At 47.9% G+C, this 19,951-nt stretch carries 16 protein-coding genes; 7 read left to right on the top strand and 9 right to left on the bottom strand.

What is annotated here, in order from left to right; genetic code table 11:
- Positions 1-69: 69 nt before the first annotated feature.
- Positions 70-603 (bottom strand): NUDIX hydrolase, encoded by a 534-nt coding sequence (locus F752_RS0107715; RefSeq protein WP_017731153.1) that lies wholly within the window; start codon positions 601-603, stop codon positions 70-72.
- A gap of 391 nt (positions 604-994) precedes the next feature.
- Here F752_RS0107715 and otsB point away from each other — a divergent pair, with 391 nt between their 5' ends.
- The 3 genes from otsB (at position 995) to F752_RS0107700 (ending at position 5,765) form a co-directional block, all read left to right on the top strand.
- Positions 995-1,825: a trehalose-phosphatase gene (otsB, locus tag F752_RS0107710; RefSeq protein WP_017731152.1), complete on the top strand. Its 831-nt coding sequence runs from the start codon at positions 995-997 to the stop codon at positions 1,823-1,825.
- Between the two features lie 245 nt (positions 1,826-2,070).
- Positions 2,071-4,818 carry a cation-translocating P-type ATPase gene (locus F752_RS0107705; protein ID WP_040664467.1) on the top strand — a complete coding sequence of 916 codons (2,748 nt, stop codon included), beginning with the start codon at positions 2,071-2,073 and terminating at the stop codon, positions 4,816-4,818.
- A 2-nt stretch (positions 4,819-4,820) separates the two neighbouring features.
- A complete protein-coding gene (locus F752_RS0107700) occupies positions 4,821-5,765 on the top strand; it encodes a 1-phosphofructokinase family hexose kinase (RefSeq protein WP_017731150.1) in 945 nt (314 codons plus the stop codon).
- A 54-nt stretch (positions 5,766-5,819) separates the two neighbouring features.
- Here F752_RS0107700 and F752_RS26220 read toward each other — a convergent pair whose 3' ends face one another.
- The 4 genes from F752_RS26220 to F752_RS0107680 all read right to left on the bottom strand — a co-directional run bounded on the left by F752_RS26220 (position 5,820) and on the right by F752_RS0107680 (position 10,152).
- Positions 5,820-5,987 carry a hypothetical protein gene (locus F752_RS26220; protein WP_017731149.1) on the bottom strand — a complete coding sequence of 56 codons (168 nt, stop codon included), beginning with the start codon at positions 5,985-5,987 and terminating at the stop codon, positions 5,820-5,822.
- 97 nt (positions 5,988-6,084) lie between these two features.
- Positions 6,085-7,122 carry a hypothetical protein gene (locus F752_RS0107690; RefSeq protein ID WP_017731148.1) on the bottom strand — a complete coding sequence of 346 codons (1,038 nt, stop codon included), beginning with the start codon at positions 7,120-7,122 and terminating at the stop codon, positions 6,085-6,087.
- Positions 7,123-7,250: 128 nt separating this feature from the next.
- On the bottom strand, positions 7,251-9,107 hold the full coding sequence (locus F752_RS23695; protein ID WP_017731147.1) for a hypothetical protein: 1,857 nt from the start codon (positions 9,105-9,107) through the stop codon (positions 7,251-7,253).
- Positions 9,108-9,492: 385 nt separating this feature from the next.
- Complete coding sequence (locus F752_RS0107680; RefSeq protein WP_017731146.1) at positions 9,493-10,152, bottom strand: response regulator transcription factor; 660 nt, start codon at positions 10,150-10,152, stop codon at positions 9,493-9,495.
- A 299-nt stretch (positions 10,153-10,451) separates the two neighbouring features.
- Between F752_RS0107680 and F752_RS0107670 the strand changes: the two genes are divergently transcribed.
- Both F752_RS0107670 and F752_RS0107665 read left to right on the top strand, forming a co-directional pair.
- Positions 10,452-11,084, top strand: a complete 633-nt coding sequence (locus F752_RS0107670; RefSeq protein WP_017731144.1) for a class I SAM-dependent methyltransferase — start codon at positions 10,452-10,454, stop codon at positions 11,082-11,084.
- Entirely contained in the window at positions 11,081-11,809 is a 729-nt protein-coding gene (locus F752_RS0107665; protein ID WP_017731143.1) for a DUF3891 family protein, read from the top strand. Before F752_RS0107670 ends, F752_RS0107665 begins: the two co-directional genes overlap by 4 nt.
- Before the next feature lie 160 nt (positions 11,810-11,969).
- Here F752_RS0107665 and F752_RS0107660 read toward each other — a convergent pair whose 3' ends face one another.
- Entirely contained in the window at positions 11,970-14,309 is a 2,340-nt protein-coding gene (locus F752_RS0107660) for a M1 family metallopeptidase (protein ID WP_017731141.1), read from the bottom strand.
- A gap of 88 nt (positions 14,310-14,397) precedes the next feature.
- Positions 14,398-14,982, bottom strand: a complete 585-nt coding sequence (locus F752_RS0107655; RefSeq protein ID WP_017731140.1) for a HupE/UreJ family protein — start codon at positions 14,980-14,982, stop codon at positions 14,398-14,400.
- A 147-nt stretch (positions 14,983-15,129) separates the two neighbouring features.
- Between F752_RS0107655 and F752_RS0107650 the strand changes: the two genes are divergently transcribed.
- Complete coding sequence (locus F752_RS0107650) at positions 15,130-15,609, top strand: DUF6702 family protein (protein WP_152425065.1); 480 nt, start codon at positions 15,130-15,132, stop codon at positions 15,607-15,609.
- Here the strand turns inward: F752_RS0107650 and F752_RS23690 are convergent.
- Together F752_RS23690 and F752_RS0107640 are read right to left on the bottom strand one after the other, a co-directional pair.
- A complete protein-coding gene (locus F752_RS23690) occupies positions 15,599-16,165 on the bottom strand; it encodes a 2'-5' RNA ligase family protein (protein WP_017731138.1) in 567 nt (188 codons plus the stop codon). The two genes, F752_RS0107650 and F752_RS23690, sit on opposite strands and share 11 nt — an antisense overlap.
- 50 nt (positions 16,166-16,215) lie before the next feature.
- The gene (locus tag F752_RS0107640) at positions 16,216-16,842 is read right to left on the bottom strand and encodes an outer membrane beta-barrel protein (RefSeq protein WP_160164090.1); all 627 of its coding nucleotides are present in this window, start codon (positions 16,840-16,842) and stop codon (positions 16,216-16,218) included.
- A gap of 176 nt (positions 16,843-17,018) precedes the next feature.
- Between F752_RS0107640 and polA the strand changes: the two genes are divergently transcribed.
- Positions 17,019-19,868 (top strand): DNA polymerase I, encoded by a 2,850-nt coding sequence (gene polA / locus F752_RS0107635; RefSeq protein ID WP_017731136.1) that lies wholly within the window; start codon positions 17,019-17,021, stop codon positions 19,866-19,868.
- The last annotated feature ends 83 nt before the right edge of the window (positions 19,869-19,951 follow it).

Raw genomic sequence — 19,951 nt, 5'->3', positions numbered from 1 at the left:
ATATTTAATTATTTATTATTGTAAAAACCTGTATCGCTATTCTAGGACGAGACAATTCGCTCCACTTCTTTACAGCAACGCCAGATATTTCCAGAGCGGAGCCGCATGCAGGGCCTGCACAATAGCACCATCATTCAGCAACTGTTTCACTTCATCCACGGAAAAAAGATGCACCGTTAGCTGTTCGGTTTCCTCCAGCTCCGGCTCTCTTACCAGCTCAAGCTCAGTTGCAAGGTAGCAATAAGTGAGGTTGCTATGGGTGCCCGGGTTTGCCGACACCACCATCCATTCCTGCCACTTACCACCCCCGTAGCCGGTTTCTTCCAGCATTTCCCGTTTAGCCGTTTCCAATGGAGAGGCATCAGCCATATCGGATACACCAGCACATAATTCGTACGATATCCGCTCCAGTCCATGCCGGTACTGCCTCACCAGTATCAGCTCTCCCTCCACATTTATTCCTATTACATTTACCCAGTTGGGGTATTCCAGTACATAGTAAGAAGGAATGGTTGGTCCCTCCGGCAACGCTACCTTATCCTTCCGGACCGTAAGCCATTGGTCCTGATAAATATATTCAGATGCTAATTTTTTCCAGTGCATGATTGTTTCCTTTAATTTAAATCCCTTGTGTTTGCTATTTTATCTATAAAAAGGCCGTCCCTGCTTAACCTAAAAGCGGGCATTTATTTTACCATGGCCAGCGCTCAGTAGCATTTGCAAAGTTTAAGATCCTGTTTTGCACAAATGATACTTCGAAGTTTATTTTTTTATTTATTAGCAAACCGACAAAATACTAAAGCTGGCGAAGAGGGAATAACAAAAAGAGAAAAATTACAGTCTTGCTCATTTCCTAACCTTTGCCCCCTATTTGGGTTACCATTTCAGAATCTGTAATTTCTGCCGGAAAAGAATGGAATGGGTACCGCTTCCTTCAAAGCAAAAGCTAAATGGACCAGACGGGCAGAAAATAAACTAAAAACAAATCAGGTTAATGGAACAACATACAAATAGTAAAGAACCGGCCTCGCTGCCGCATGCCATAGAAGAATTAACAGCACTCACCCGGGAAATTGGAGACAAAAAACCTGTACTTTTTCTCGACTACGACGGTACACTCTCTCCCATTGTTAAAAATCCGGAGGAGGCTCTCCTTTCCCAAAAAACAAAGACCTGCCTGCAGGAGCTGGCAGAAATAGTACCCATTGCCGTGGTAAGCGGGCGCGACAGGGCCGATGTAAAAAACAAGGTAGGACTGGAAAACCTCATTTATGCCGGCAGCCATGGCTTCGATATTACCGGACCTAATGGCCTCAATATGCAGTACGAGGGGGGCGAAAAAGCGATTCCGGCCCTGGATGCAGCAGAAAAGTCCCTGAAAGAAAAGCTGGGCAATATAGAAGGTGCCTGGGTGGAGCGGAAAAAGTATGCGATTGCCGTACATTACCGCAATGTTGCTGAAGAAAAGGAGGAAACGGTAAAGAAGGCGGTTGAAGAAGTCATAAACCGGCAGGAAAAGCTCAAAAAGGGCGGCGGAAAAAAAATTCTGGAGCTTAAACCAAATATCGACTGGCATAAAGGCAGGGCTACTTTATGGCTGCTCGATGCGCTGGAATTGAATGATGGTAAGCATACCCCCCTGTTTATAGGAGATGATGTAACTGACGAAGATGCACTGGAAGCCATCGCCGGCAGGGGAATTGGCATACTGGTTGGCACTCATGGGCAGACTACCGCGGCCTCTTACCGGCTGAAGGATACAGAAGAAGTGGCAGAATTCCTGGGGAAACTCCAGCAACTGCTTTCAGAAAGAGGAAAGGGGTAAAAGTAGGGCCAAATTCCCTGACAAACAGCACAATCTATACCCGGCTGCCATTCCATAAAAATCCTTTGCGGCTCTTCCATTCCTACTAAAGAGTCGCTCCATCACCTCTTGTCATAAAGTGTAAACATTGGCACCCGCATGTGCTTATATACATGGTAGGAGAGATAAAGCAGCAAAGGAGACGCAGGATCTTTACCACCCTCTCCAAAAATTCCATTTGGTTCAGAAATTTTTTAAGGATTCATATGGCATCAGAAAAAACTACATCAGGAAGAAAACCACTTGTAGAAAATGCTTATCGCCGTTCAGCAGAAGAGGTCGCTCAGGCAGTAGAGGCCCACCCAAAACAGGGTCTTTCGGGTAGCGAAGTAGAAGAACGGATAAAGAAGTATGGCCGTAATGAGCTGGAAAAGCACCAGGAGCGAAGTGTCTGGCAAATTTTAGTGGCCCAGATCACCAACCCTGTGGTATACCTGCTTACCGCTGCCGCCACTATGGCTTTTGTGTTTGGCGATATACCGGAAGGCATCGCCATTCTGGTCGTGCTGCTGGTCAATACCATTATAGGCTTCTGGATGGAGTACCAGGCGCAGCAATCGATGGAAGCACTCAAGGCCATGGATAAAATACAGGCCCGGGTACTGCGCGATGGAGAAAAGAAACAAATCGATGCCGAAGAAATAGTACCCGGCGACATTCTACTGGTGGAGGCGGGCGATTTAATTGCCGCCGATGCACGCCTGCTGGAGACAAGCGAACTGGGGGTGGACGAATCGCCCCTTACCGGCGAATCTTTACCAGTCACCAAAAGTCCTGACGTTATAGAAGAAGAAAAAGGAGTGGGCGACCGGCTCAATATCCTCTTTAAAGGAACCGCCGTTAACAGCGGCACGGGCAAAGCAGTGGTATATGGCACCGGCATGGATACGGAGCTGGGCAATATATCGGCCATGGTGGGAGAGCAGGAAGACGAGGAAACTCCGCTGAACAGAAAACTAAACCTGCTCACCAAAAACCTTATCTGGCTCACCCTTGGCCTTGCCGTGGCTTTTTTCATTTTCGGATGGATCGCCGGCAAAGATCTTTACCAGCTTATACAAACCTCCATTGCCTGGACCATTGCCGCTATTCCCGAAGGACTGCCCATTGTGGCCAGTATTGCCCTCGCCCGTGGTATGCTGCGCCTCGCCCGCCACAATGTAGTCGTTAAAAAACTGGCTGCAGTTGAAACGCTGGGCGAAACCACTGTTATTTTTACCGATAAAACCGGTACGCTTACCGAAAATCGGCTTACCGTCAACACCCTCTACTCGCCCGAAGATGAGCGTATGGAAGTGGATTGGCATGGCAGCCAGGGCGTAGGCCTGAAAGGAAAAGAAGAACCGGAAGCAAAGGAAAACCTCCGGCACATCCTTAAAATTTCCGTACTGGCCAACGACGCCCGTCTCCTCGACGATAATTCCGGGGCAAATGAAGACGGGCAGGACCAAAGCGGCAAGGGAGAAGGTGATCCGCTGGAAATAGCTCTGCTCCACTTCAGCAAAAAATTCAACTCAGAAGCTTACCAACAGTACCGCCAGCTCGAGCGTCGCCTGCACGACCCCTTCGATTCCGAAACCATGGTAATGGGAACTGCTTATGAGGAGGAGAGGGGCTATTATATCGCCGGTAAAGGGGCCGCCGATGCACTCCTTAGCCGTTGTACCCATATTCTGGTTAAGGGGGAGGTAAGGGAGCTTACAGAGAAAGATAAAGAAGAGTGGCTCCGGAAAAATGACTCCATGGCCAATGATGGCCTGCGGGTATTGGGCTTCGCCTATCAGCAGCCGGATGAACTTCCTTCAGGAGAGGCGGCGGATGACTTCTTGCAGAACCTCACCTTTGTCGGTCTCATCGGCTTCCTCGACCCACCGCATAAAGAAGTAGCCTCTGCCATTGAAACCTGCCATAGAGCAGGCATTAAAGTGGTAATGGTAACGGGCGACCACCCGGGTACCGCTGTTAATATTGGCAGGCAGGTAAAGCTGGTTACAGCCGAAAATGAAAGTGAGCATACCGTCCTGCATGGAAAAAATCTGCAGGCCGAGCTGGATAAAAATGATAATGAAAAGCTCGTGAGCACCCCTGTTTTCTCTCGTGTAGACCCTGGCCAGAAACTCAGCCTGATTAAGCATTACCAGCAGGCCGGAGAAATTGTGGGCATGACCGGCGATGGGGTAAACGATGCTCCGGCCCTCAAGCGGGCAAACATCGGTATAGCCATGGGTAAAAATGGCACACAGGTAGCCCAGGAAGTGTCGGATATGGTGCTGAAGGACGATGCCTTTGGCTCCATCGTTAAAGCCATCGAGCAGGGCCGCATCATTTTTGGCAACATCCGCAAGTTTATTATTTACCAGCTGTCTTACCACCTGAGCGAAATCATCATCATTGGCCTTATTAGCTTTACCATGTTTACGCTGCCGCTCCTTCCGCTGCAGTTGTTGTACCTGAACCTCCTGTCGGATGTATTCCCCGCCCTGGCGCTTGGGATTGGCCCCGGCAGCCCTAATATAATGACCAAACCGCCCAAAGACCCCCGCGAGCCTTTAATTACCCGGCATAACTGGATTCAGGTTGGTGTATACGGGCTCATCCTTGCCATTTGTGTTTCGGGTGCCTATTACTTTGCACAGGAGGTATGGGGCGCACCGGAAGAGATTACCAATAACATCGCCTTTTTCAGCCTTGCCTTCGCCCAACTCCTGCACGTACTCAATATGCGGGAAGCCGATGAGCCGGTGTTTAACAACCAGGTAACCCGTAATAAATACATCTGGATGGCGCTGGCTTTTTGCGCTGCTGCCATTTTAGCCGCTTATTTTATCCCGGGCCTGCGCAGCATTCTGGAGCTACAACTACTGGAGCCACGCGTGTGGGGACTTATTGTCATTACAAGCCTGTTGCCCATCATTATTATCCAGGTTATTAAGTTTATCAGAAAAGACTTTTAAGTATGAAAATTGTAAGCCTTACGCTCAACCCTTCGCTGGATAAAAGTACCCGCACCGACCATTTACTGCCGGATGAAAAGCTACGCTGCGAAGCACCTGTTTATGAGCCTGGCGGAGGTGGAATTAATGTTTCGAGAGCCATAAAACATATGGGAGGCGATTCGCTGGCTATTTACCTGGCAGGTGGAGCCTCCGGCGAAAAAATGCAGGAACTGCTAAAGGAGGAAGGGATTCAGCAACAGATAATCCGGGGCAAAAATGCTACACGCGAAAACTTTATAATAACAGAAAGCACTACCAACCGGCAGTACCGCTTTGGCATGCCGGGAGCAGAAGTCACTACTGAGGAGCTGCAGCAGTGCCTGCAGGCCTTAAAAGAGCTTCCTGATGAAGTGGAATACCTGGTAGCCAGTGGTAGCTTACCACCGGGAGCACCTGATGATTTCTATGGCCAGGTTGCCCGTATTGCCCGGGAACAAAATATACAGTGTGTAATTGATACTTCCGGACCTGCCCTGCAAAAAGCAGCCGAAATGGGTGTGTGCATGATGAAACCCAACCTTGGCGAACTAAGCAAGCTTGCCGATAAGGAGCATATTTCGGCTATGGAGCAGGAAGAGGTAGCAAAGAGAATTATTGAGCAGGGCAAAGCCCAATTACTCATTGTTTCGCTCGGGCCTCGCGGAGCCATGCTGGCTACAAAAGATAAAATTGAATATGTAGTCCCTCCTACCGTAAAGCAGCAAAGTACGGTGGGTGCCGGCGATAGTATGGTTGGGGGCATTATTTTGTCCCTCTCCAGGGGCGACGATCTTAGCGATGTTATTAAATGGGGAGTAGCTGCAGGAACGGCGGCCACCATGACCCCCGGAAGTGAACTTTGCCGCAAGGAAGATGTAGAGGAAATTTTCGCATGGCTTAAGCACAAAGAAAAAACCGGCGCCTGAAGCGCCGGCTCATTCATTCTCTCATAATATTCCCTTTTTCAGGAGAGGCTACTTTTATTCTTCCCGCTCCGCCTTACCTACGCTTTTGGTACCGGCCGGCTTTTTCCCCTCGCTCTCCTTACCGGTGCCTTTTGCTGGTGCTGACTGGTTAGCCAGCTGCCGATCCTGTCCCTGATCGGTGGCTAGTCTTTGCTTATGCTTTGGTACTCTATCGTTAGGCATTGTCCTGTCTTTAAGTTAAAAAATGTTTACAAAAACTCACAATCTATATCTTCTTTAAGATACTGAATTACAATCTCTTGACAAACTAAAAATCCATTTATTCCTGAATTACAAGCGCTTCGTGTCCATTCCCCTTCTGGCTGATTTCTAAATGCAAATTGATACCCTCCTGCACAACCTCTATGGTATTTTCATTCCCAAACTGGCTTCCGGAAAGATAGGCAGGGTCTCCGCTCTGCCGAATCAGCATTTTATTCTCTTCTCCCTGCTGGCTCAGGTCCATTTCCAGGTACATGCCTTTCTGCTCAACATCCATAAAATTACCGTTTCCTTTCTGTGTGGCACTGAGTTCACTCCATGCCGCATTCTGAAGAATTTCCATGCTGTTTGCCTCGCCAACCTGCTGTAAATCAGCAAAAATTATAGTTCCTGCTTGTTCAAAATAGCTGTAATTTCCTTCTCCATGCTGCAACAGTTCTGTATCAGTTCCTTCTCCGCTCTGGTCTGTAAAACTCCAATTATAACTTCCTGACTGCTCATGCCAAAAAGAAGCATAAGTCCACGACTGCATTGCCACCGAATAATTATAGTTTCCATACTGTTCAATAGAGGCGGAGTTTCCCATTACCCCCTGGTAAATGCTGCTGAAGTTATAGGAGCCGAACTGCCCTAAATAAAGCCAGTCACCCATACCATTTGCCTGAATATGCGCCTCATTTCTAAAGCCAGGCGTAGTAATATTTCCCTGCTCCACCTTGATGGAATGATCATAATCGACAGCACTCTCCACAAACAGGAGGTTTTCTTCTCCAATCTGGCGAAGGTGAATGGTTGAAGGGTGCTCTTTATTCCCCCAGTTCCTTCCACTAAAACTCAAATAATTAGCCCTTCCCTGCTGCAGAATTTTGGTGACGACCGATTCGCTGATTTGGTGTACGTGGCTGCTATTTCTGTCGCCAATTTGCTCAACAGAAGTCTGTAAAACGTTTCCATCCCCTTCCGGAAAACTATTCTCCTGGTGCAGTTCTACGGAATTATGGTTACCCTGCTGATTTACTTCTGCCCAATCTTCTTCCTGGGCAGTCAGCCATAGAGGCAGGCACAGCAGGAGCAGGCTTAAAAAATATTTTTTCATGATTAAAAAGTATAGGTTTTACATTAAATTTTTCCTTTTGATTATCCAATATCTACCTGAAGTATAAAAAAGCCAGCCCACAACAGGCCGGCCTTTTCTTGATTTAACCGAATCTAAATTTTATTCTCCTAGTAGCGGTCTCTGTCCCGATCGCGGTGGAAGCGGTACTCGCTATCCCGGTCATAATCGCGATCGTAGTTGCTACGTCCATAGTTCGTATCTCTGTCTCTATTATAGTTGCGGTTTTCATAGTTGCGATTGCGGTCCTCATCATCGCCAAACCACGACTTTATGCGCTCACCGGCACGGTCGAAGAAGCCTCGATCCTCATCACGGTCGCGCCCGTAATCGCGGTTACCATAATTGCGATCGCGGTCATAATCGCGATCGTACCCGCCACGATCGTAATAGCTGTTGCGGTCTTGGTAGTTGCGGTCATCGCCATAACGGCTGTAGTCGCCCATGCTGCTACCATAGGAATTACCGCGGCCAAAACCAGTGTTGCGGTCGCTGTCGCGCATACCGTAACTGTCTCCCATTCCACGGCCATAATCGCGGTCGCTGCCATAAGAGCTACTGCGATAATCGTTACCAGAGGAGCTCCGGTCGGAGTTGCGGAAGTTTTCGTTACTGCGGGCAAAGTTTCGATTGTAGTCGCTATCGGTTGGTCCGTAGCTGTTCCGTCCTGATCCACCGATTTGATCGCGATCATAATCGCTTCCTCCATAGCTTGAACCATAGCCGCGGTCGCGGTTGTATCCTGTACTACGGTCATATTCACGGTCGTAATTGCTCATGCTGCTTCCGTACCCATAGCTGCTGCTATTGCTGCCATAGTTCCTGTCAGAATTATATCCTCTATCTCTATCTCTATCTCTGTCAAAGTCCCGGTCACGATCCCGGCTTCTTTCGTTTTCTCTGTAGTGACGTCCATATATTCTATCGTCTCTCATGGTATTTTGATTTTGATTAAAAAATTGATTTTGATTGGGGTTTTGGTACTGGTCCCCACCAGAATAAGAATTACTGGAGCTGCCTCCACTATTTTGGTTTTGCTGGTTTTGTACCCAGCCCGGGGTCATATACTCCTGGTTTTGCAACCCACCTGCCTGCTGGTTTCCTTGCTGGCCCTGGCCGTATTGCTGATGGTGCGGCTGTTTCTGCTGCATATTGCCCATGCCAGACTGCTGGTATTGCTGGTGACTCACCCCCTTCTGCTGGTCCTGGTCACCTCCCGGCATTCTTCTTTCGCCATAATTGCCACCATACGGGTACTGCTGGCCTCCTCCATAAGAGTGCCGGGGCTGGTTAGAGCTACCGGACTGCTGCCAGTTTTGGCTGTTCTGCTGCCCCTGGTTTTGCCAGTTATTTCCCTGGTTTTCTTCCTGCCCCTGCACGTACCTGCCATAGGTTCCCTGGTACTGCTGGTTTCGGCCCTGGCCCTGCCAATCGTTATCCTGCTGACCTCCGCCGCCATAGCTCGAATATGGCTGCTGGCCACCAAATGAAGGCTGGCGCATTCCGCTGTTGCCCCACTGGTTACCGCCCTGCGAGTAACCTGCCTGGTTACCGGAGCCAAACTGCTGGCCTTGTCGCTGCCAGTCGGCATTTCCTGGTTGGGAATAATTACCATATTCCTGCCCCTGCTGGCTGTCTCCATAGTTGTAAGCACCAGGGCGCTCCGTCGCCGATGACCAGGTGGTACTGGTTTCCTCTTGCTGGCCTTCTCCTTTGTTTTTATCTTTTTCTTTACCAGAAGACTGGCTGGAGGCAGATATATCCTTTGAGCTGTCTCCGGATGATTTACTGCTTTCCGAAGAAGAGCCTTCTTTGTTAGCATCGTCCGATTTGGAGGAAGCCGCTACACTGGAAGATGATTTTGCGGTTGTTCCTTTGTTTTCGTTTTTCTCTGTATCTGTTGATTTATTTTTCATTTTGTCATCTTCCTTATCCGATGACATCTTGTTTTTATCATTTGTAGCCATTTGTTTAAAAAGTTTAAACGGTTAAAAAATCTATTAACATGCCTTACTAATATCACAATTTATCTGGCATGATGTAAGACCTTAAAAAGGGGTTTATTAGCATCCCTCTTTGGGGGGATTTTATCTGCTTATCAACAACTTACACAACCATACCTGGTTAACTCCCGTTAAAAGGCCAGTGAACCATATACACCAACCGTAAAGCTACAATCAGGCAGATGCAGCAAACCAGTAGGTGTATTATCCGATATAGCCAGTGGAGGTGGGACCAAAATGGTTAAGAGGGTGTATATGGGTAGGGGTAGCCCTTCAAAAAGACAGTAGAACTGCTCTTCCTTGTATTAAGGGCACAAATGATCAGTAGAAAACGGAGGAGGCTGTCTTGCTAATCGTACTGAAGCAGGCCATGGCGGGCAGCCTGGTGCACGAGTCCGGCAGTATTTTTGGCATTTAGTTTCTGCAGGAGGTTTCGCCGATGAGAAACCACCGTATGCGGACTGATAAACAGGCGCTCGGCTATTTCCTGATTGGTATACTCTTTGGCAATAAGAATCAGCACTTCGGTTTCCCGCGAAGTTAACAGGGGTTCTTCCTGGTAGCGGAGGGCTTTTCTGTCTTCCAGAGGCTTGTTTAGGTGGTTGTGCAGTTTACGTGATACCCCCTGGCTAAAATAACTGTTCCCCTGCGCCACTGCTCTTATAGCATTGGCCATTTCGGCCGCACAGGAATCTTTGCTGATGTAGCCGGCTGCCCCGCAACGAAAAGCTTCCACCACGAAATGCTCACTTTCGTGCATGGAAACAATGAGCACTTTAGTTTTAGGCCAGTATTTACGAATAAGGCGGAGGCAGGCAATACCATCCATGCCGGGCATATCTATATCGAGTAATACAATATCAGCATTTTTTCTTTCCAGAAATTCCAGCACCTCTTCTCCATCTGCCGCTTCTCCCACTATTTCAATCCAGCCTTCATCCTGCAGCATTGCTTTTATTCCTTCCCGTACTATTTTATGGTCGTCGGCAATTGCTATTTTAACTTTCATACACCTCCTGTAAAACCTGTTCTCTCCATCCTTCGCAGAAGACTCTGCATAGTATAAGGCACCTCTTTCAACCTCATTATCAAAGCCTTCCCAAGTATATCCATAACCCGTCTTTTGCTGTTAGGTTTGTGAGTAGCACCATATTCTGAAAACTAATTCACTTTTTGTTGCGCCTTATTCCCTTTGTTTTACCAGCCTCATCCGGAGCCAGATTTATACTATCAAAGCAAATGGAATGCAAACAAAGGATAGGTTGATTTTCTTATTCTATAAAGATATTTTACCTGATTTTGTCAATTATGCAAGACTACTGGAATAAACAATACGAGACGGATGATTACTACTTTGGCAAAGAGCCCAATGAGTTCTTCAGGACTTTTATCGATAGCCTCCCTGCCGGCAAAATTTTACTACCCGCGGCAGGAGAGGGAAGGAACGCTGTGTATGCAGCCGAGGTAGGCTGGGAGGTAGAGGCCTTTGATACAAGCCCGAAGGCGCGTGAAAAGGCACTTAAACTCGCCCGCGAAAGAGACACAAACCTTCGATATGAGTTACAGGATGCACAGAGCTATAATGGCCCGAAGGACTATTTTGATGTAATTGCAATTGTTTTCCTGCACTTACCGGCCGCCGAACGAAGAGCTTTTCATCAAAAAATGGTCAGCTGCCTTAATCCGAATGGCGGAAATCTATACCTGCTGGCCTTTTCGGATGAGCAGCTAGGGCAGGCTGGCCCCGGCCCGGCAGACAATAGCCTGCTGTACTCAAAACAGGACATCATCGCCGATTTTAAGGATTTGCAGATAGACATGGTGCAGGAAGAGGAGGTAAACCTGAAAGAGGGTGTTGGACACCGCGGAAAGGCAAAGGTTATTAAACTCTCTGCCCTACGACACCAGCACGAGCAGGCAAGCGACACCTTTACCATATGATTGTAAATGCCGCTCCCGAAGGCTGGGAAGTTATTTTCCAGCGGGCGCATGAGCTGCTGGCCATGCAAACTGCCAGTTTCTGGCAGCAGCAACAGCGGCCTGTGCGCTGGCATGAGCTACTATCGGCCATTACCGAACATGATAACCAGCAGGAAAGCTGGAAGGGGCAAAACCACCTTACAGCCAGCGGGGCTCCGCAAGACTTTAGCATGAAGGGCTTTTCGCTGAGTCAGGCAAGGGCGGTAACAGAAGTATCGCAGTATAAAAGCCGCTATGTTTCGCTGCTCATTAGTATGCATACCAGCTATCTTTATGAGCCATTGCGTGGGAAAGACAAAGCAACTGACCAGTTTCTGGACGACCAGCAAGCACTGCAGCAGCGGTTACTACAGTCGCTAAAACTTAGCCGGGCCGCCGCTGCCAAAGCCTACAACCTCCTGCAGTGGGCCGACCGCTGCTCCCTTATCCTCTGTAAAAACCAGCTTCCGGCCGATGAACGGCGGCTGGAGGTTTTCAAAGACACCGAAGGCCAGACTTACTTTATCTGGCAAAGAAAGGATAAAAGCCTTGGTGTGGAACCATGGCCTTTCCAGGAGGTGGAGTTTAAAGTGTGGGTAGAGCGGCGCCTGCTTAAACAGCTACAGTTTAAGGATGATGGGGAGCTGGCAAAAGCACTTGCTGCCACAGAAGTAGAAGAAAAGGAGTGGGTGTTTCGGCGGCAGTAAAGCTGTTCATTTCGAAGAGTGACAAATAAGCAGGAATGGTGCCACAGGAAAAAACACTCCTTTTTTAACAAGTGCCGGAAAACCAAGAACAGGTAAAAATAAAAACCCCCGGCACTATGGAGCACCGGGGGTCTTTTACATTTTTTGATGTTGTATTGTACTAGCGGTTACGACGAGCCTCCTGCATAGGGTTGCTGCCTGTAGAAGAACCACGAGGAGCCTGTCTTTCTTTGAATAATTCAAAGCGGCTCTTCTCAGTATATTCAGGCCAGTAATTGTCTTCTATTTCTGTATCGGCTGTTTCGCGGAACGGGTCGAGGACAATGCTTTCCACCAGCTTTTCTTTTGCAAAAACCTTGGTAAACCTGTTCTCATTCATCCGCCAGATTTCGGCCGGTATACGCTGCACCTCTTTTGTGCCATCCACATAATTCCATTCCAGAATAACAGGCATAACCAGACCGCCATCGTTACGGAAGTCTACTTCGTAGAAGTGATAACCGGCGTCGAGCAGGTTACGCTCTTCAGGAGTAAGCGACTTGCGGTACTTCTCGTAAGCTTCCATATCATCTTCCGATACCGCAAACTCATCATAATTGGTGTAGAAGTCTTCCAGTTTCGGATTTCTTTCCACGGCAGTTTCCGGTATGGCTGCCTTATTACGAATGCGGGATAAGTGGTTATCGTTACGCTCGTCGATTTCACGGGCAATGGCATTTTCTACTTTAGGGTTCTTGGTATTGATCTGGTAGTAATCAACATCTTCTATCGCGATATCAACATGGTCGGTAGTATAGAACCAGCCTCGCCAGAACCAGTCAAGGTCAACGGAAGAAGCATCTTCCATGGTACGGAAAAAATCTTCCGGCGTAGGGTGCTTAAAGGCCCAACGCTGTGCATAGGTTTTAAAGGCATAGTCGAAGAGCTCGCGGCCCATTACTGTTTCGCGCAGAATATTAAGGGCTGTGGCCGGCTTGCCATAGGCATTATTACCGAACTGCAGAATCTGCTCTGAGTTGGTCATGATCGGGCGCTGCGTATCCTTGCTGCTTTCCATATAAGGAATGATATTAGCAGCTGGTCCGCGGCGGCTCGGGTAGTCGCGTTCCCATTCCTGCTCGGCAAGGAACTGAACATACGTATTGAGGCCTTCATCCATCCATGTCCACTGACGCTCATCGGAATTTACAATCATCGGGAAGAAGTTGTGCCCAACTTCGTGGATGATTACGCCAATCATACCATACTTAATACGCTCGCTGTAGGTACCATCTTTTTCAGGACGGCCATAGTTAAAGCATATCATCGGGTACTCCATACCATTGCTGGCTTCTACCGAAATGGCTACCGGGTAAGGGTAAGGGATAGTATACTTGCTGTAAACCTCAAGGGTGTGAGCCACCACTTCCGTAGAGTATTTCTCGTACAGGGCTGCGGCCTCTTTAGGATAATAGCTCATGGCCATTACAGTTTCTCCGTCTATATCCACGCCCATGGCATCCCAGATGAACTTACGGGAAGTACCAAAGGCAAAGTCGCGCACACTGTCGGCATGGTATACCCATGTTTTAAAGCCGTCGGCCTTTCTTTTTTCCTTTTTCCGCGCCTCTTCTTCAGTTACAATTACTACCGGGCTATCGGCGGTTTTGGCTTTTTCAAAAAGTTCGATCTGCTCCTCGGTCAACACTTCCTCTGCATTCTGCAGCACGCCGGTAGCGGCCACAATATGGTCGGCCGGAACAGTAATGCTTACCTGATAGTCGCCAAAAGGCAGGGCAAACTCGCCACGGCCCAGGAATTGCTTGTGCTGCCACCCGCCATAGTCGGAGTATACCGCCATACGAGGGAACCACTGGGTAATGGTGTAGAGGTAGTTTCCATCTTCAGGGAAGAACTCATAACCACCGCGGCCACCCATCAGGAGGCGGTCGTTGATATTATACATCCAGTCGATGCCGAAGGTAAAGGACTCTCCACTGCGGAGCGGCTCAGGCAGGTCTACGCGCATCATGGTTTTATTGATGGTGTACGAAAGGTCGTTACCATCCACATCCACCACTTTTTTAATTTTATGTCCGCCGTCGAAGCCGTAGCCAATTATTTCACGAAGGCTGCCAATGGTCATATGGTCGACAATATTGCCGGTTTCGGTGCTGTAGGTATCTGAACCAATGGCACGCATATTCTGGTCGAGCTGTACCCACAGGTACTGCAGGTCGTCGGGTGAGTGGTTGGTGTAGGTAATAATTTCCGAACCTACTACGGTTTGATTATTATCATCCACAGCCACTTTAATGATATAGTCAGCCTCATTCTGCCAATACATAGGCCCGGGGGCTCCGGAGGCGTTACGATAAACGTTAGGTGAGCGCCACTGATGGTCGAGCTGCTCAAACTTCCTTTCATAGACATTTACTTCCTGGTTCTCCTCCTCCTGGGCATATGCCCCGAAAACGGCTGTACCACTGAGCAAAATAGATAAAGCTATCTTCTTCAGCATAATAATGTTCCTATTCTATATGATTATACAAATTAAAACTCCGACTAATGGCTCACCATTAATTGAACGCTCTAAATATAAATAAATTTTACCAAAACTTATTCTCCAGTATCAGCATTAATGCCATACCGGCTACAGCAGCCGAAATACCAAGGCTCCATTCGCGCTTACTTACCTCCGTTAAACCTACCACCAGGCCGGCTACCAGGATAAAAATACCCACAATAACGACCTGCCCGGCTTCTATGCCAAGATTAAAAGCAAGCAGTTGCCCAACTACCTGTGTACCCCTCCCCATAATGCTTTTCAGGTAATTGGAGAAACCGAGACCGTGAACAAGACCAAAAACAACAGCGTAGATGTAATTCAGGTGAATTTTCGAAGGGTTAAAACTATCGTTTTTGCGAAAAATGTTGCTGAGGGCGGTAATAAGAATGGTTACAGGTATGAGGAATTCTATTATTCCGGCATTGATGGTCAGCACATTTAAAACAGACAAGGCGAGTGTAACGGAGTGGCCAATGGTAAAGGCAGTAACCAGTATCAGCACCTTCCGCCAGTCACGCAGTGTATATAAGGCACAAAGGGCAATAATAAATAAAATATGATCGAACCCGTTTAGGTCTAATATATGCTGAATTCCAAGTTCGAAATAAGCTCTAAACTGCGACATTCTTAACTCCGGATAAAATCTGTCTTTTACGAAATTTAAGTTGCAAGTATAGTGTTTTAAAGCGAGATTCTATCAGTAGATTTACATTTCAAAAAGCTATTAAGCCCCAGAGGTCTCTTATGGCGCAATAATTGTTCAGTTTATAGTATGATGACAACACTTTTATTATTCTTCCACCTCTTCTTTCTTCACCCGCTTCATTTAAGTGTGAGCGAAATCTTTCATAATCCGGAATCTCAATCGCTGGAAATTACCCAGCGTATTTTTACCGACGACCTGGAAGATGCCCTGCGCCACTTCAGCAAGCAGAAAATAGATGTACTTAACCCCAAAGACCCGGAAGCTTTTTCGAGGGTACTCCAGCAGTATCTGGCTCAAAATTTTAAATTACAGCTAAATGGAAAACCCATTGAGCCGACATATATTGGCTATGAAATTGAGAGTGATGCCCTTTGGGTATACTGGGAAGTGCCGAAGGTAAAAAAGCTAAAAGAAATTGGCGTGCAAAACACCATCTTCTTCGAAATGTTCGACGACCAGACGAACCTCATCAATGTCGATAAAGATGGAAACATCCGAAGCCTTAAGCTAACGGAAGGAGAAGAGAAGGGCCAGCTCAGGTACTAGCGGAGAAACCCAAAGGTATTTGCTGTAGCTCACCCCAATACCGGCCATTGTGGCGCAGGAGGGTAAAGTCTTTTGCCTGCCACTGATAGCGGAGTGCCTCCTCCTTATATTTAGTCCAGGCTTCTTTAAACATACTCTTGCTCAAATCACGAAAAGCTACCGTCATATGGGGATGGAAGGTCTTTTCCGCCTGTGCATGCGAATTCTTTTCTTTTTCAGCAAAGGGCGGCACAAGCCTGAGCAGTCCCTGCTGCAAATGGTGCATGGCAGCAGAAGGATCCACATCTATAAAAATAACCCGTGGCGGGAAAGCACCAAAACCATTCAGCCGTACTTCAAAAGGAGCAACAGACTGCCCCAGCTCCTGTAAAGAGTCGATTAGCTCTTTTTCTTCCGCCGCCAGCTTAAAGGGAGGGTAAAGAGTAATGTGCGCGGGCGAATTCAGCGAAGCTTTACTGCCATAATGGTCCCGAAAGTGCTCTTTTAGTGCATAAGCCTGCTGCTTAAATGGCTCCGGCGGCACCAGGGCAATAAAGTAAAGCATTTTCTGAGCCATACTATTTCTGTTTTTCTTTCCCAACCCCTGCCAGCTCCCTTTGTTTAAGCTTAGTCTGTCAGGTAAAGGCGGAAGCCCAGCAATATATCGCTCAGGCTAAAACCAGCCTGAAAGATACCGGAAGTTACCCGGGTGTCTTCGTAATTTTCTTTACTGCCACTCGAAAAATTATCGTACCCAATTAAGCCAATGCTTGTTTCGAGCCCCAGGTTTTCATTTACCATAAGGCTCACTCCCGGCCGCAGACCAATTGAGAAGGTCCGAATTTTGGTATCACCACTACTGCTTCCACTTGAACCCCCAAAACCAAGCTTAAAACCAGCCTCACCAAATAAGGCCACCACAGCAGTAAGCGGGTTATAAAGACGGGCATAAGGGCCAATTATAAAAGTACTGGAGGATAAACGTTCGATACTCGTGTTATAGTCCCACTCATGGTTACTGGCGTCGAGTCCCACCTGAAGGCCTGCCTCCAGATTATCCTGCAGAAAATAGCCACCTTTCAGGTTAAGGCTAAACCTACTGAACCGAGTATCCCGGCCGTCGGGCTGGCGATTACTGCTATTGAAATAACCGATACTGCCTCCCGCCGTTTTAGTTTCCTCAGAGAATTGTGCCCGGGCAGTGGTAAGAACACCAACAAGCAGCATCATTAGTAAGAAAAATGATTTTTTCACGAGTATTAAATGGTAAAGTTGGAATTGAAATGAACAGGATTACGACCCAGAAGGAAGCAATTTGTTCTGCAACAATTTAAGGACAATTTACTAAAGCGGCTAATTTTTTCTTGTCTCGCAGGACTTTTCAGTCCTATAAAGATGCGCCAATCCTGCAAATTCCTTACTTTAGCTGCATGAGTAAACCCGATAAAAAACTTTTTCTGCTGGATGCCATGGCCCTTATCTACCGGGCTCATTTTGCTTTCAGTAAAAACCCACGTATCAACAGCAAAGGCACCAATACAGGAGCTATTTACGGTTTCACCAATTCTCTGCTCGAAATTATTCAGAAAGAAAAGCCTACCCACCTGGGCGTGGGCTGGGATACCGATGCCCCCACTTTCCGCCATAAAGAATACGAAGAATACAAGGCCCAGCGTGAAAAGCAGCCCGAAGACATTAAAGTAGCAAAGCCATATATCCGCGACATTATTAAGGCTTTTAACATTCCTATTCTGGAACTCGATGGCTTTGAGGCCGACGATGTAATTGGCACCATAGCCAAAAAAGCCTGCCGCGCCGGCTTTGAGGTGTTTATGATGACGCCCGACAAAGACTACAGCCAGCTGGTAGAAGAACACATTTATCTGTACAAACCTGCTTATATGGGCAATGCCGTAGATATACTGGGCGTGCCGGAGGTGCTGAAAAAGTGGGACATCGATAAGGTTGAGCAGGTAACGGACATACTTGGCCTGCAGGGCGATGCGGTCGATAATATACCGGGCATACCGGGCATTGGCCCTAAAACTGCCAGCAAGCTCATCAGGGAGTATGGCTCCATGGAAAACATGATTGCCAACCTCGACCAGTTAAAAGGCAAGCAGAAAGAAAACATTGAGCAGTATGCCGAGCAGGGCCTGCTGAGTAAGCACCTGGCAACCATCAACATAAAAGTACCCGTTGATTTCGATGAGGAAGCACTCCGCTATACAGGGCCGGACGACGAAAAGCTAAAGGCAATTCTTACCGAACTGGAGTTCCGCTCTACCCTTGGCCGCCTGTACAGCGAAGAAGCCAAAACGAAGACCACTCCAACCAAAAGAGCAAAGCCAGCCGCCGCATCGCCGGGCCAGATGTCGATGTTTGGAGGGCCTGCAGCAAATGAAGAAGTACTTGCGGAAGGACCGCCAGCTCCAGCCGGTGTAGCGCTCCCTGAGGTGCCATCCGTCAATACCATTCATACAGTGGTGCACCATTACCATTTGATAGACACCCCTGAGAAAAGGCAGGAGCTGCTGACTTACCTGAAAGAACAGCAAACACTTTGCTTCGACACCGAAACCGATAATATCGATGCTTTTGAAGCACAACTGGTAGGCCTTTCCTTTGCCTGGCACCCCGGCGAGGCTTATTATGTTCCTGTTCCGGAAGCTGAGGAGGAGGCAAAAAAAGTTGTGGAAGAGTTCAGAGAGGTATTCGAGAATGAGCAGATAGGAAAAACCGGCCAAAACCTCAAGTACGATATGCTGGTACTGAAAAAATATGGCATTTGCCTCGAAGGCCCCATATTCGATACCATGCTCGCTCACTACCTAATTGAGCCCGACATGCGCCATGGCATGGATCTGCTCGCCGAAACCTACCTCAATTATAAGCCTGTTTCCATTACGGAGCTAATTGGCAGTAAAGGCAAAAATCAGCTGAACATGCGTGAGGTGCCACTCGAAGAGATTGCCCCTTATGCCTGCGAAGATGCCGATATTACCCTGCAGCTGAAGGATAAGCTAGAGCCACAGCTAAAGGAACAGGAACTATTGAAGCTCTACCAGGAGGTGGAAGCGCCGCTGGTTGATGTGCTGGCCGAAATGGAATACAACGGTATAGCCATCGATACCAACGCTTTAAAAGAGTTATCGGTAAGTCTTGAAGCCGATGCCCGCGAAATTGAGCAGACTATATACGAAACAGCCGGCGAAACTTTTAATATCGGATCCCCTAAGCAGCTGGGCGAAATTCTGTTCGATAAGCTCCAGCTCAGCGATAAGCCAAAAAAAACCAAAACCGGCCAGTACGCTACCGGAGAGGATATTCTGCTAAAACTGGCTGCCAAGCACCAGATTGCCAACGATATTCTTACCTACCGCCAGCTTAGCAAGCTGCGCTCTACCTATGTCGATGCTCTGCCCCTTCTCATTAGTCCGCGCGATGGAAGGCTGCACACCTCCTTTAACCAGGCAGTAACCGCCACCGGCCGCCTTAGCTCGACCAATCCAAACCTGCAAAATATTCCTATCCGAACCGAAAGAGGAAGGGAAATCCGGAAGGCCTTTGTGCCACGAAACGAGGAGTTTACCTTAATGGCGGCTGACTATTCGCAGATTGAACTACGCATAATGGCCGCTTTCGCCAAAGATGAGAGTATGATGGAGGCTTTCCGCACCGGAAGGGATGTCCATTCTACCACCGCCGCCAAAATATTCAAGGTTCCACTTGAAGAGGTAGATGCGGACATGCGCCGGAAGGCTAAAACCGCTAACTTCGGCATTATTTATGGCATATCTGCTTTTGGCCTCTCCGAGCGCCTGAGTATTCCGCGCAAGGAGGCTTCAGATATTATAGAGGCTTATTTTGTAGAGTTTCCGGCTGTAAAAGAGTATATGGATCGCTGCATTGAGCAGGCGAGGGAAAAAGAGTATGTCGAAACCCTGCTGGGCCGCCGCCGCTACCTGCGCGACATCAATTCCCGCAATGCTACTGTTCGCGGTTTTGCAGAACGAAATGCTATTAACGCTCCTATACAGGGCAGTGCGGCCGATATGATTAAACTGGCCATGGTAAGCATCCATCAATGGATGAAGAAAGAAAAGCTCAAAAGTAAAATGATTCTGCAGGTGCATGACGAACTTGTGTTTGACGTACACCTGAGTGAACTGGAGCTCATGAAAAAGCAGGTAGAATACTTTATGGCTAATGCCATGGAGCTCGAAGTACCCATGGAAATTGGAATTGGTACCGGCAATAACTGGCTGGAAGCCCATTAAAGAAGGAGAGAAGATAGCAGGGGCTGGGCGGCTAGTGCTCGGCCCTTCACTCTTAAATACTCTTTTAGGAAGCCTACTGGCTC

The sequence above is a fragment of the Nafulsella turpanensis ZLM-10 genome (assembly GCF_000346615.1).
Classification (GTDB): Bacteria; Bacteroidota; Bacteroidia; order Cytophagales; family Cyclobacteriaceae; genus Nafulsella; species Nafulsella turpanensis.
The sequence above is the reverse complement of the archived record's forward strand: the minus strand, read 5'-3'. Positions and strand labels throughout refer to the sequence as shown.